Genomic DNA, 12,134 nt, shown 5'->3' with positions numbered 1-12,134 from the left:
ATATTGAGAAAGCATGGACAGCAGACAGCTTCGATACTTCGCCGCGATTTTTGAAGAAGGGGCTCTTGCCCGCGCCGCCGAACGCGAAAGGGTCGCAGTCTCTGCGCTCAGCAGGCATCTGGCCAACCTGGAAGTCGAGCTTGGCACGCCGCTGTTTGAGCGGCTTCCAAGGGGTGTGCGCCCCACGGCCTCCGGCGCGCGGCTTTACGAACATGCGCGGGCGATCTTGCGGTCGATGGAAGCCGCACAGGCGGACATCAAGGCAACAGGGACAAAGGTGGCCGGTGAAGTTTCGGTCGGATTTGCGCATTCGGCGGTAAAGGCCATTGGCGTACCCTTGATGCGCCAGGTCTCACGTGCCTATCCCAATGTCCGGCTACACCTGTCCGAGATTTTCTCCGGCGCGACGGCGGAGCAACTTTCGTCATCGAGCGTGGATTTGACCCTCACCTACAACCAGCTTCCCGATCCAAGATTTAGGTTTGTGCCTGTTCTCGAAGAGGATGTGGTGCTTGTGGGCCGCCCGGATGTCATCGGTGGCCGTGGTTCCATTACCTTTGATGCTTTGCTGGAATTGCCGTTGATTATCCTGCGGCAAGGGGTGAACACCCGTGCCGTGATGGATGACCCGTCGTTGCTCAAACGCATCGAGGCGAAGGCGCAATTTCAGATGAACTCAATTGCGGCCATTGGCGACTCGCTGTTGGCAGGCATCGGATGTTTGGTCGGGACTGAGTTTATCCTGCGTGAGCACCTTGAGTCTGGTGCCCTGGTGTCTCGCCCGATCAAAAAGCCAAAGCTGAACCGAACTCTGTATATTGGAGAAATGAGCGATCGGCCCGCGACTTTCGCGTTGGAAGCGGTGCGGCAGCTGTGCCTGGAGCTGACCATGCAAGCCATCGCGTCGAAACACTGGAACGCCACCGCCACACCGTCTTTGGTGGAGCGCGTGCAGAACTAGGCCGATTGTTCGCTGTTACCAGCTGACTTGAAGCATTGCGGTGGCTTTCTAGTGTTTGGAAAGACCTTATACCGCGTTCAAATCATCTTCCGATCCAGTCCAAAATCGCGTTCAGCACCCGTGCAGAGTTGCTGTCTTGCATCAACATGTGGCTGTTGCCGGGGCCAAGATTATCCGACCCAATCAACTGCCCGCGCGGTGCCAGAGCGAGGCGGTTCCAATCCGTGCGGCGCTGCTGCCACAACGCGTTTATGTCAAGAAAATCCCCTATAACACAACAGATTGGCATGTCTCCCAGTTGATCGAAGGACGCAGGCGACGCCGAAGGCTCTAGCGCGACGATAGAGGCGAAATATGCCGGCGCCTTGGCCTGAGCGTCAAACGCGATCTCGCCACCCTGACTGTGACAAAAAACATGGGCCGGGCCAATTCGTTCCAGCGCATCGAGCAAGACCTGAGTTTGTTGGCTGGTTGTGTTTAACCAACGTGGCACGAAACTGCGCACCAATTGTTCTAACTGATCGACGGGGAACTTTTGATCGCGAAAGGCAGTCCTACTTTTGAACCCCTCGGGCGGTCCAAAGCGAAAGAGGTTCCAAGCCTCCTCCATTGACCTCAAGAGTGGCTCGCCGTCCCAGTGACCCGGCGCAAACCCTGCGCGACCCCGCTCCATATTGTCCAAAACATGCACCTCAAACCCGGCTTGCAACAGCAGATGCAGCCAGCCTGGGCGCCCATCGGGTGTTGTTTCCCAACAACTGCCCGACATGCCACCGCCATGCACCAGTACTACCGGCGGCTCGGCGACTTTGTCTTGCGGAATAAAGTACTGCACATAGCCGTGCTCAATCGCAAAATGCCCCCTTGGATCAACCTCATAACTCGCTGATCTGGTGAAATTCACTGTGAATGGGGTGCCCTCGCGCTGATGATGCACGCGGCCACCAACGGTGTAGGAGCCAAAGTCACGCAAGCGATAGGTCACAGATGCCCGATTTCCTTCAGAGATAACGCCCCGCCCCTTTTTTGAAAAGGGGCGAGGCTGGGAGGTTCAGTTAAGGTCGCTGAGGTCCTGATACTCCGTATAGGCCGCTGCATAGGCGCGGTAGCTGTCGATGACGCGCTTGAACATTTCGTCTTCAGCAGACTTTTCGCCATAGACCTCATCTGCTGCAGCCCGAAGGGCATCCATCACCGCATCGGGAAAGCGCTTGACGTCAACGCCATTGGCCCGGAATTCCTCCAACACCGCGCTTTGTGCACCACCTGCAACGCCCATGGCGTAGAGGTTCGCATCCGCACAGGACACTTCGATGGCGGTGCGCTGGTTATCAGTCAAGCCGTCCCACTTGTCCTTGTTCATGTAGAACTCGATGAAGCCCGCCGGTTGGTGCCACCCGGGGAAATAGTAGTTCTTGGCGACCTTGTCGAAGCCAAGGAGCTTGTCGACCAGCGGAAAGCTGAGCTCGGTTGCATCCAGCCGGCCTGTCTCCAGCGAGGTTGAGATTTCGCCCGCAGGCAGGGACATCGCATTTGCCCCCAGTTTGGCGAGGATTGTCCCGCCCAGCCCGCCAATCCGGATGTTGAGACCCTGGAAGTCTTCCGGCGCGTTGATCTCCTTGGTGTACCAGCCACCCGCCTCGGACATGATCACGCCGCAGGCCATGGGCACCAGATTGTAGGGGGCATAAATCTCCTGCCAAAGCTCCAGCCCGCCGCCGTGATGCAGCCAGCTGACATAAGACAGCGGATCACCGCCAAACGGGACAGAGCCAAAGAGCGCAGCTGCCGGTTCCTTGCCCGAGGCGTAGGCGGCAAAGGACCAGCCCGCGTCAATGGCACCCACGCTGACGTTATCGAAAATCTCAAACGGCGGTGACATTTCACCAGCCAGCAGATAGTTGAACTCGACCTCACCGCCCGTCAGAGCGCTGACATTTGCCACAAACCGTTTGGCTGTCGGATCAAGCACAGGCAACCCACCAAAGGCGCTTTGCATGTTGAGGCTGTCCGCTTGTGCACCGCTTGCAAGGGCGGCCAACGCCGCCGCCATGATCATCTTTTTCATGATATTCCTCCCTTTCATGATGTGAACCCGGTGATCAGCCCGGGGAATAAGATCAAAAGCACCAACACCAGCACCTGAAGGGCGATGAAGGGCAGGACACCGCGATAGATGTCCGGGGTCGTCAGGGCATCGCCTGCGGCTCCGCGTAGATAGAAAAGAGAGAAGCCGAAGGGTGGTGTCAGAAAACTCGTTTGAAGGTTAACCGCGACCAGAATGCCGAACCAGATCAACAGATCCTGACCCGCCAGACCGTTTCCAAAATCAAGCGCGGCGACAATGGGCGCAAAGATTGGCATCAGGATCAGCGTGATCTCAAGCCAGTCCAACACGAACCCCAAAAGGAAAATCGCGCCCATTACCACAGCCAAGACAACGAACGGTTCTGTGCCAAACGCGGTGATCCCGGCCTCGACCAGATCATCGCCACCGATGCCTTTGAACACGGCCGAAAAACACGTGGCACCGATCATCACAAAGAGGACGAGCGCCGTGGTCACGACCGTTTGCCTGGCGGCTTTCATCAGCATGGCCAGGCTGAACCGCTTGTACAGGATCGTGATCAGAACCGCGCCAAACGCGCCAAGCCCGCTGGCCTCAGTCGGGGTTGCGATTCCGGCAATGATGGAGCCCAGGACCGAGACAACGAGCGCCAAAAGGGGACCGAGATCAAACAGCAGCTGCGTCACGGGCAGCCGTTCGGTGTTGCCCAATCCGGCCAGACCTCGCGCGCGCCAGGCGACAAATGCCCCGTAAGCGACGACGAGCAGCAGACCCGGTCCAATTGCCCCGGCAAACATGTCCGGCACCGGTGTCTGCAACTGATCGCCCAGCACGATCAACATCACCGATGGCGGGATCAAAATGGCAAGCGTGCCAGAGGATGCGACAAGTCCAGCAGAGGTTGGCTTATCATAGCCCGCTTCTTGCAACCGCGGCAGCGCCAAGAGTGCGAGCAACACAACAGACGCCCCAACAATCCCGGAAGAAGCGGCCAAGAGAATGCCGATCACCAGAACCGACAGGCCCATGCCAGCAGCACTCCCGCCCAAGGCCCGCTGGGCCGCGCGCAAGGAGCGCTCGGCGACGCCGGATGTCTCCAGGATCAATCCCATCAGAATGAACATGGGGATCGCCACCAACAGCCAGTTCGACAGCACATTGGCATAGATGCGACTGACCAGCAGGTTGAAGAACGCCACCGGCAGATCAGAGATAAGGATGAACAGTGCCGCAGCACCCGCCAGCACCATGCCCACCCGGTACCCCAGCAGGATGCCGGTCAGCGTCAGGGCCGCCATCGCCAAGGGAAGCACGCTTTCACTCATTTGACCGTCCTGATCAGTTTCAGGCTTTCAAACAGCACCGCCAGCGCCAAAAGCCAAAGCCCAAATGGCAGGATGGATTTGATTAGCCACAAATCGTTCAGCCCCGCGTTGCGTGAGCCTTCATCCGACTTCCAGGCACGTTGGGTAAATGTCCAGGCCGCAGGCAGAACAAGCGCAAAGAACGGCGCTGCGAAGACCAGGTTTCCTATCAGATTGATCCGGGCCTGCGCGGTTTTGCTTTGACGTTGGTAGATGAAATCCACCCGCACGTGGCGATCCATCAGCCAAACCAGCCCGGTCGGCAACAGACCGGTGATCACCAACAGGTGCCACTGAGAATCCAGCAGCGAGTTCAAGGTGATCTGATCGCCAACAAGCAGGAGCGCGCTGTCAAGAATGGCGATGGGGTTTACGTCAAAAGCGCTGCATATGACCTGCGCAACAATCGCAGTCATCAGCACAATCAAGCAAACCCCAAGAATGCTCAGGCACCAATGCTCGATGCGGTCAAGCACCGCGGTCCTCCTTCATTTAGCTCCATATGGAGTAAAACTCCTCCACATGGAACAATATATTTCCACATGGAACAATATATTTCCATATGGAGCAATCTCTTTTTTGGGCTATCGTCAGGCTCATGAAACTGATCGACATTCTGGATGGGGTATCTTTCCCAATCGGGTACCGTATCGCCTTTATCACCAACTTCATGCGCGAACCGATCCTGCGCCAAATGGAACGCGATCTGGGGATCATCCGACCCGAACTTACGGTCTTAATGTGTGTCAGTTTTAGGCACGACGTACACGCAAGAGATATCTGTGAGGTTACAGAGCAGCCTTCAAACACAGTCAGTCGGGCCGTTGGGTCTTTGGAAAAGAAAGGACTGATCAGCCGCTCACGAGACAAAGTCGATACACGACGGCAAGTCCTGAACATCACTGATGAAGGGCAGGCCGTGCACGACAGGATAGTTTCACAGTTTGAAGCAGCTGAGGCGCGACTTCTGGAATGTCTCACGCAAGCCGAACAGGATGCGCTTATGAAGACGTTGAACAAGATCGCTCGTAGCGTTGAGACATGGAAACTGTCTGCACCAAGTTAGCATCAGACTGCTTACTGGTTGGATCGGGCTATCTGATTACCTTGAGTGTGCGGCTTCTGCCTTTGGATTTCGATGTCGTTCTCTGGTGGCGTTAGAACTTGGCTTCTTTGATCTCTAAGGTATTCCTTCACCAACTGCCTCAAAGACACGAGCCAACGCGTCTTCGGTATGCACGCCAACAAAAGCACTCCCCACTAAATTCTCTTTTATCATCGCGTGTTTCACTGAAGGGCGTTCTTGAAGGGCTGTCAGGGCAGCTGTAAGGTTTGCCATTTTCTCGAGTTCATGTGGCCCGATCGCGGGTGCATCCGCGGGATATCTTTGCGCCCAACGCACGCAGCAACCAAGGTAGAAATCGCATATTGAAAGACCCTTCTCCAAGAACCACGAACCACCATGGTTTCCTAAAACTTCATCTATGAGTTCCAGGTGTCTTTGTACGCGTCGTTTCATTGCCGCTTGTAGCGGCTTGATCTCGGATTTAGTGGAGACATACCTTTCTGGATAAAACCGAATGGCAAGATCAGCATGCAGTGTGTTGGACAACATGAAGGTCCAGCGAAGACAGTCTCCGCGTTCTTTTCTACTTTCATCGCTTAGTCCCAAAGCGCCGTGCTTGTCGGCGAGATAGGTCAAAATTGCACCCGTTTCGAACAGGGTAGCACCTTCTAGTTCATCGATCAGGACCGGCAGCAGCCCTCGTGGGTTCATCTTAAAAAAAATATCGGTTCGTTCCGTTCTTGTGGAAGGCACGCGTCGTTCTTCATATTCGAGCCCCATCTCCTCAAGAACCATGCGGACAACCAGATTTGCGCTGTCAGGACTGTAGTAGAGGATGTAGGACATCTGATCAGTGTTCCTCATTCAGTTGAAGAATGCCACTGCGCGCAACTCAATGCTGTTGCGTGGGGGCGCATCTGCTGGACTGTTGGGATCGTCAAACGCAGTATGGGGTGTGAACGGATGGGTCACAGTTTCCGATGAGTCATATCCGCGAAAGATAAGAGCCTCGTCCGGCATCATGGTCGGAAAGAAGAACCAACGATGAGATGTGTTGTGAACGACTTCGTACACTTCCCCGCGCCTGTCGCCATACACAACTTCTGCCTTTACAAGGTGTTCGGGAGAAAGCGAGCGGGCGTCGATGATTGCGAGTGGAGACATCAGAACAGGATTGTCGAGAGGGCGCCAAAAATTGACCTGCGCAAATCTCCGCTTCAAGAGCGATTTTGAGCGAGCACCGGTGAGGTCTTGTACTCGTTGTGCGGTCGAGGCCGCTGTGTAGTCGTTATGCACATGACGAACCGGCTTTCTGACGCCTTCAGTTTCAGCTTCTGTCCGCACAGTGTGGTCAAAAACCAAGACCTCTTCGGCACCTAGCCTTTCCTGAAACAAGCGGGTGATTTGGGGATAGTATTGCTCCTCGACGTCACTATCAGAGCCGAAGTCTACATCAGTCGTCTCATGCTTGATTAGCTCAAATCCCTCGCGATCGAATGCTGGTTTTGGCACCGCAGTGCGACCGCTCCGGATGCCAATAGGAATGTCGACGTATGTTCCAAACGATCTGCTTGCTTTTCCAGGCTCGCCAATAAAAAACGCCGGGCTGTCACTGTCGGCCGCAAGGTATCTGAGGGTCGCTGTTATCATCTGCGGGTCATGCGTGAGGTCTCTTTTCTGCAAGACTTTCTTTGCGCTACAAGTTACGGTTCACTCCATACTCCACTGGAAATCGTCATATTTCAAACGACCAAATTTCCTTGATTAGTAAGTAAAACTAAGCAATCAAGCGACATGCGACCTCATCTTCCACTAAACAGCCTGCGGGCGTTCGAAGCTGCATCGCGGCACATGAATTTCGTAGATGCCGCCGCTGAACTCGGCGTCACGCCAGCTGCGGTAAGTCAGCATATTCGCAAACTTGAAGACCTGATTGGTGCGCAGCTATTTGACCGAACCACCAGGTCGCTCGCCCTTACCGAAAAGGCAAAAAGCGTTTACCCCGGCGTCTCTGAGGGCTTTGGCAGACTAGACGCGGCGATGCGTGAGCTTTTGATCGACCGCCAGAAGAACGTCGTTACGATTAGTACAACGGCTTCGTTTGCATCATGTTGGTTATTGCCTAGGCTCGATCGCTTTCAAAGACGGCACCGAAACGTGACCGTTCATGTTGATGCACGCAACGAACTTGTAGACTTTGGTCGTGACAGTGTGGACTTAAGCATTCGGCAAGGAACCGGAAAATACGCCGGCCTTTCTGCCGAGTTACTGATCGAAGATCGCGCATTTGTTGTCTGCAACCCTCGTTTCTTTGAAAATTCTGGAATGCCAGAAAGCCCAGATCAGATGGTTGGACATCAACTGCTTCATGTGGATTGGAAGATACAATCCCAAGCTGCTCCAACGTGGCAAAAGTGGTTCGAGTATCATGGTCTTGACGGAAGTTCGGCGGACGGTGGGACGCATTTCAGCATGGAGGAGCACGCCGTCAAAGCCGCTGTAGCCGGTATGGGCTTTGCTCTCGCGACTTTGGCGTTCGTTTCTGATGACATCTACTCCGGCAGCCTTGTGCGTGCCCTTTCTGAAGACTTCGACATGCCGTCTCACTTCGATCACTATCTGGTCTATCCAAAATCCTCACTTCAGAAGAGCGCAGTGCGAAAGTTCATCTTTTGGCTAAAACAGGAGGCGGACGCTTTCCTTCGGGGCGCTAAGAAACACTAAACTGGTTGTTCGAGCGGTCTGTCCTGCTGTTCCACTTGCTGTGGTGAACGGTGGTCCGAAAAACACCACTCTTCCTGCGAGTATCAATTTGACAGCAAAATTCTTCGCCCCGGAAACTAACAGGCTAGCGAGAGACAAGAGCGCATGAGACTGCTGACTTGTCAAAACGACTTGCGACAACGACAAAGCCTTTGATGATAAATCCAATGCAAACCGAAGCTAAGATCGAATACCTCGAGGTGCGGCAGTCTAGCAGCGCCACGTTTCACCAACTCCATACCTCACATTTTTTGCTGCTCAGGATTTGTTCTGGGGAAAAGGTCATCATTGACGAAGCTGGAGAGAAGACTCGGGTCAGGTCGGGCGAGTTTGCATATTTACGCCGTGGAGAGCGATTGACTGCGTCGAACCTTGTGGACGACCAGGGGCTTTACTGGGCTGAGGGTTTCGTCATCAATGAAGCCGCCATATTCGAGTGTCGTAAAGACGTGCAAATCGAGGGTCCTTCGCGCACATCCAGAGTTGGGGCAATGCATGATGAATTCAGCCACGCCTTTTCCAGGTTGGTCGACGCACTGACCAACAGCGCCGTATCGGACCGCATCCTCCTGCACCGATTCAAAGAGCTGACCATCTGGATGCAAGAGGCGGGAGTAGCTCTTGAACCAACATCGCCTTCAGCTGTGACTGCTCGTCTACGGGACTTGCTTGAGGCCGATCTGGAAAGGGCATGGAGATCCGAGGACGCAGCACAAGCGCTTGGATTGAGCGAGTCCACACTCAGACGGAAACTGAGCAAAGAGAACACAAGTTTCTCGCAGGAACTGCGCGATGCACGGTTGTCTAAAGCGCTGATGCTTATTCAGACCACAGATCGTTCTTTGGCAGAGATCGCATTCGCAAGTGGCTTTAGCTCTCAATCTCGATTTAACGAGACCTTCAAGGCGCGATTTGCCGTCGCTCCCAGAAACCTACTGGGTCGCTCGAAAAGTGACCGCATAGCGTAAAAAGTTGACCGGCGCGCGCAATACCTTTTGCAACGCTTTGTCTCAGACTGATCTTCAGACACAGTTTCGGAGACATCGTGATGAAGGCAAGTTTTTTGGGTGCAGTGCTTTCTGCAATTCTTTGCATCCCAGCATATGCAGAAGGCTCGTTTCAACTCACCAGCCCAGACATTGCCGAAGGTCAGCATCTGGATCAGAAGTTTGTTTTGCAGGGCTTTGGGTGCAACGGCGGCAATACGTCCCCGGCGCTGGTTTGGCGCGGCGCACCAGAAGGGACACAAAGCTATGTGGTGACCCTGTACGATCCCGATGCGCCAACAGGCTCCGGCTGGTGGCATTGGGTCGCATTCAACATACCCGCAGAGGTGACGTCATTGAAACGAGGCGCTGGATCGGAAGACGATGGGATGCCCGATGGGGCCATTCAAAGTCGAACAGATTTTGGAACGTCAGGTTTCGGTGGCGCATGTCCCCCAGAAGGGGCCGTGCATCGCTACCAGTTCCGGGTACATGCGCTTGGTGTTGAAAACCTTGACCTTGATGAAGATGCCAGCGCGGCTTTGGTTGGTTTTATGACCCGGGCAAACGCACTTGATACTGCCATACTGACGGCGGTTTTCTCTCGGTAACAACCTTCGACTTATTGCGATCGGCGTTTCAGATCGCGCTTCGGCCAATCGGCTATCGGTGCCGTTGCCATCCATCCTTTCAGTGAGACACATCTGCGACATTATGGAACTCTGGATCCCGATCACCATCACGGCCGCGTTCCTCCAGAACTTGAGGTCCACGCTTCAAAAACAGCTCAAAGGCGTTATTGGAACCACCGGGGCGACCTTTGTACGCTTTGGATTTGGCGTACCATTTGCAGCACTCTATTGGGTGTTGTTGATTTGGGGGTTTGATGCGGGCGTCCCTCACTTGAACGGCAGATTTGCGGTTTGGGTGGTGATCGCAGCCATTTCACAGATTTTGGCCACTTTCCTTTTGATACATCTCTTTTCCTTCCGGAATTTTGCCGTCGGCAATGCCTACGCACGCACCGAACCTGTCCAAACGGCCTTGTTTGCCTTTGTGTTATTTGGCTTCCAGTTCAGCTTGTCTGCGATGCTCGCAATATTCATGGCCGTTGTTGGCTTGGCATGTATTTCCTTTGCTCGTACTGGGATCACTCGCCAACAACTGATATCTTCCAATGCTGGCAAGACCGCATTGATTGGCTTGGGTTCTGGTACTCTGTTCGCCCTCGCGGCAATTGGCTTTCAAACAGCTGCGCGCAGTGTTGGATCCGAGGATTTTATCGTTCAGGCTGCAACAACGCTGTTGGTTGGAATTGTCTTTCAGACCATTTTGATGCTGTTCTTCATGAACCGCAAAGAAATCATCCATGTGATTGCTGCTTGGAAGGCCTCCTTGATGGTGGGCTTTGTGGGCGCAACTGCGACGCTGTGCTGGTTTGCGGCATTCACTTTGCAAGAAGCGGCCCTAGTGAAAGTTGTCGCACAAGTTGAGATGTTGTTTGCCTTTGGATCGAGCGTGTTTGTCTTCAGAGAAGCGATCAATGGGCCAGAGCTTGTCGGTTGCTTACTGATCGTGGGCAGTATTTTATGTTTGATCCTAGTCGACTGACACTTGCATCGTGAACTGCCCATCCGGAAACGTCGACCAAGACCTAAGGTTTCGCCAAGTCATCTTGATCACTGTGGCGTCTCTCTCGCCAACCATCTTGATGCGCGGGTTATTGAGAACATCCAGAAATCATATCATGCTCACCTTTGCGGAAAGCGACCTGTGATGCTGGACCCTACTGCTTGGTTTGGGGATGTCATCCTCGCGCTTGCAAGCGTCGTTGTGACCCTCGCCATGCCCGGTCCGAGCCTCGCTGCGGTTGCATCTGCTGCATTGAGCAGCGGCCGCTCTATTGCGCTGCACATGGCGGCGGGCATTTCCGCAGGTGTGTTCACGTGGACGATATTGGTCGCCTGCGGTTTTGGTGTGCTTTTACAGACTGCTCCGGTGTTGCTGGGCTCCATGAAAGTGCTCGGGGGAAGCTACTTCTTGTGGCTAACGCTCAAGAGTCTTCGGGCTTTGTTACGTCAAGAACAAGTGGTGTTTGACCGTTTCCATCACGGAGCGACGGCATGGGCCGGCTTTCGGCATGGCGCGCTGGTTGTTCTGACCAACCCCGCCGCCGCGCTGATGTGGGCCGCTATTGCATCGTTTTTGTTTGGCTCCGGTATGACTGCGTGGCAGGTGGCAGGGTTAAGCCCGGTTTTCTCGATCGCGGCTTTCATGGTCTACGGCTTTTATGGTGTCTTGTTTTCAATGAAAGCCGCTATCGCAGCCAATCAAAGAATGTGGCGTGCCACCGAGGCGGTGTTTGCTGGCGTATTCGGGGTGATTGGTGTTTCACTGATAGTAAGCGGCATAGGTGACATGAAAGGACTATGATGTCGAAAGCCCCCCCGTAAAACCGTCGACGTTGCCCCACCTGTTTCCGCGGACAAAGGTGCGTGGATGGATCTTTGGGCGCAATACAACGCTTTTTATGGCCGGAAGGGCGATACCGCGCTGCCAAAGGACGTGGTCGAGGCGACCTGGAAACGTATTCTAGACCCTGAAAGTTCGGTAGACGGGTTGGTTGCATCGGTGGGCGGGAAACTGGTGGGCATTGCCCACGTCGCCTTTCATGACAACCTGATCCAGCTGAAACAAACGTGCTATATGCAGGACCTCTTTACTGCGCCGGATGTGCGCGGTTTGGGCGTTGCGCGCGCATTGATCGATGGCGTTGTGCAGTTATGCCGGTCCCGGCGGGTAAGGGACATCTACTGGCATACGCAGGCTGAAAACACCGTGGCGCGGCGCCTTTATGATCAAGTTGGCAGGGATACCAATTTCGTGGTGTATAGATTGAATGTTGACTAAGCACCTTATGAACCAA

14 protein-coding genes are annotated in these 12,134 nt (G+C 54.4%); 8 read left to right on the top strand and 6 right to left on the bottom strand.

The features are described from left to right. Positions 1-13: 13 nt before the first annotated feature. Complete coding sequence (locus tag ACZ1HM_RS15075) at positions 14-961, top strand: LysR family transcriptional regulator (protein ID WP_472743496.1); 948 nt, start codon at positions 14-16, stop codon at positions 959-961. Positions 962-1,043: 82 nt separating this feature from the next. Here the strand turns inward: ACZ1HM_RS15075 and ACZ1HM_RS15070 are convergent, their stop codons facing one another. The 4 genes from ACZ1HM_RS15070 to ACZ1HM_RS15055 form a co-directional block, all read right to left on the bottom strand. Further along, positions 1,044-1,946, bottom strand: a complete 903-nt coding sequence (locus ACZ1HM_RS15070; protein WP_472743495.1) for an alpha/beta fold hydrolase — start codon at positions 1,944-1,946, stop codon at positions 1,044-1,046. Positions 1,947-2,012: 66 nt separating this feature from the next. Next, positions 2,013-3,029 carry a TRAP transporter substrate-binding protein gene (locus tag ACZ1HM_RS15065; protein WP_472743494.1) on the bottom strand — a complete coding sequence of 339 codons (1,017 nt, stop codon included), beginning with the start codon at positions 3,027-3,029 and terminating at the stop codon, positions 2,013-2,015. 14 nt (positions 3,030-3,043) lie between these two features. Further along, positions 3,044-4,354 (bottom strand): TRAP transporter large permease, encoded by a 1,311-nt coding sequence (locus ACZ1HM_RS15060; RefSeq protein ID WP_472743493.1) that lies wholly within the window; start codon positions 4,352-4,354, stop codon positions 3,044-3,046. Then, entirely contained in the window at positions 4,351-4,869 is a 519-nt protein-coding gene (locus ACZ1HM_RS15055; RefSeq protein ID WP_472743492.1) for a TRAP transporter small permease subunit, read from the bottom strand. The genes ACZ1HM_RS15060 and ACZ1HM_RS15055 overlap by 4 nt, the downstream gene beginning before the upstream one ends. A 122-nt stretch (positions 4,870-4,991) precedes the next feature. Here ACZ1HM_RS15055 and ACZ1HM_RS15050 point away from each other — a divergent pair, with 122 nt between their 5' ends. Continuing rightward, entirely contained in the window at positions 4,992-5,459 is a 468-nt protein-coding gene (locus ACZ1HM_RS15050; protein WP_472743491.1) for a MarR family winged helix-turn-helix transcriptional regulator, read from the top strand. A 114-nt stretch (positions 5,460-5,573) separates the two neighbouring features. Here ACZ1HM_RS15050 and ACZ1HM_RS15045 read toward each other — a convergent pair whose 3' ends face one another. Beyond that, positions 5,574-6,305, bottom strand: coding sequence for a glutathione S-transferase family protein (locus ACZ1HM_RS15045; protein ID WP_472743490.1), 732 nt, complete (start codon positions 6,303-6,305; stop codon positions 5,574-5,576). 18 nt (positions 6,306-6,323) lie between these two features. Beyond that, the gene (locus tag ACZ1HM_RS15040; protein ID WP_472743489.1) at positions 6,324-7,109 is read right to left on the bottom strand and encodes a CmcJ/NvfI family oxidoreductase; all 786 of its coding nucleotides are present in this window, start codon (positions 7,107-7,109) and stop codon (positions 6,324-6,326) included. Between the two features lie 144 nt (positions 7,110-7,253). On the opposite strand from ACZ1HM_RS15040, the gene ACZ1HM_RS15035 reads away from it, so the two are divergent. From ACZ1HM_RS15035 to ACZ1HM_RS15010, 6 genes are all read left to right on the top strand, one after another. After that, complete coding sequence (locus ACZ1HM_RS15035; RefSeq protein ID WP_472743488.1) at positions 7,254-8,183, top strand: LysR substrate-binding domain-containing protein; 930 nt, start codon at positions 7,254-7,256, stop codon at positions 8,181-8,183. 206 nt (positions 8,184-8,389) lie between these two features. Continuing rightward, positions 8,390-9,190, top strand: a complete 801-nt coding sequence (locus tag ACZ1HM_RS15030; RefSeq protein WP_472743487.1) for a helix-turn-helix transcriptional regulator — start codon at positions 8,390-8,392, stop codon at positions 9,188-9,190. An 80-nt stretch (positions 9,191-9,270) separates the two neighbouring features. After that, the gene (locus ACZ1HM_RS15025; protein WP_472743486.1) at positions 9,271-9,819 is read left to right on the top strand and encodes a YbhB/YbcL family Raf kinase inhibitor-like protein; all 549 of its coding nucleotides are present in this window, start codon (positions 9,271-9,273) and stop codon (positions 9,817-9,819) included. Between the two features lie 103 nt (positions 9,820-9,922). Further along, positions 9,923-10,819 (top strand): EamA family transporter, encoded by an 897-nt coding sequence (locus tag ACZ1HM_RS15020; protein ID WP_472743485.1) that lies wholly within the window; start codon positions 9,923-9,925, stop codon positions 10,817-10,819. Positions 10,820-10,984: 165 nt separating this feature from the next. Continuing rightward, complete coding sequence (locus ACZ1HM_RS15015; RefSeq protein ID WP_472743484.1) at positions 10,985-11,641, top strand: LysE family translocator; 657 nt, start codon at positions 10,985-10,987, stop codon at positions 11,639-11,641. 66 nt (positions 11,642-11,707) lie between these two features. Beyond that, complete coding sequence (locus ACZ1HM_RS15010) at positions 11,708-12,118, top strand: GNAT family N-acetyltransferase (RefSeq protein WP_472743483.1); 411 nt, start codon at positions 11,708-11,710, stop codon at positions 12,116-12,118. The last annotated feature ends 16 nt before the right edge of the window (positions 12,119-12,134 follow it).

The organism is Sulfitobacter sp. GN1-4 (genome assembly GCF_055693825.1).
Note: the sequence above shows the minus strand (reverse complement) of the source record. Positions and strands in the feature narration are given on the sequence as shown.

Bases quoted from the DNA above. Each gene is read 5' to 3' on its own strand.
- ACZ1HM_RS15035 (WP_472743488.1), top strand. From the start codon at position 7,254: ATGCGACCTCATCTTCCACTAAACAGCCTGCGGGCGTTCGAAGCTGCA.
- ACZ1HM_RS15075 (WP_472743496.1), top strand. From the start codon at position 14: ATGGACAGCAGACAGCTTCGATACTTCGCCGCGATTTTTGAAGAAGGG.
- ACZ1HM_RS15065 (WP_472743494.1), bottom strand. From the start codon at position 3,029: ATGAAAAAGATGATCATGGCGGCGGCGTTGGCCGCCCTTGCAAGCGGT.
- ACZ1HM_RS15020 (WP_472743485.1), top strand. From the start codon at position 9,923: ATGGAACTCTGGATCCCGATCACCATCACGGCCGCGTTCCTCCAGAAC.
- ACZ1HM_RS15030 (WP_472743487.1), top strand. From the start codon at position 8,390: ATGCAAACCGAAGCTAAGATCGAATACCTCGAGGTGCGGCAGTCTAGC.
- ACZ1HM_RS15040 (WP_472743489.1), bottom strand. From the start codon at position 7,109: ATGATAACAGCGACCCTCAGATACCTTGCGGCCGACAGTGACAGCCCG.
- ACZ1HM_RS15015 (WP_472743484.1), top strand. From the start codon at position 10,985: ATGCTGGACCCTACTGCTTGGTTTGGGGATGTCATCCTCGCGCTTGCA.
- ACZ1HM_RS15010 (WP_472743483.1), top strand. From the start codon at position 11,708: ATGGATCTTTGGGCGCAATACAACGCTTTTTATGGCCGGAAGGGCGAT.
- ACZ1HM_RS15045 (WP_472743490.1), bottom strand. From the start codon at position 6,305: ATGTCCTACATCCTCTACTACAGTCCTGACAGCGCAAATCTGGTTGTC.
- ACZ1HM_RS15050 (WP_472743491.1), top strand. From the start codon at position 4,992: ATGAAACTGATCGACATTCTGGATGGGGTATCTTTCCCAATCGGGTAC.
- ACZ1HM_RS15060 (WP_472743493.1), bottom strand. From the start codon at position 4,354: ATGAGTGAAAGCGTGCTTCCCTTGGCGATGGCGGCCCTGACGCTGACC.
- ACZ1HM_RS15025 (WP_472743486.1), top strand. From the start codon at position 9,271: ATGAAGGCAAGTTTTTTGGGTGCAGTGCTTTCTGCAATTCTTTGCATC.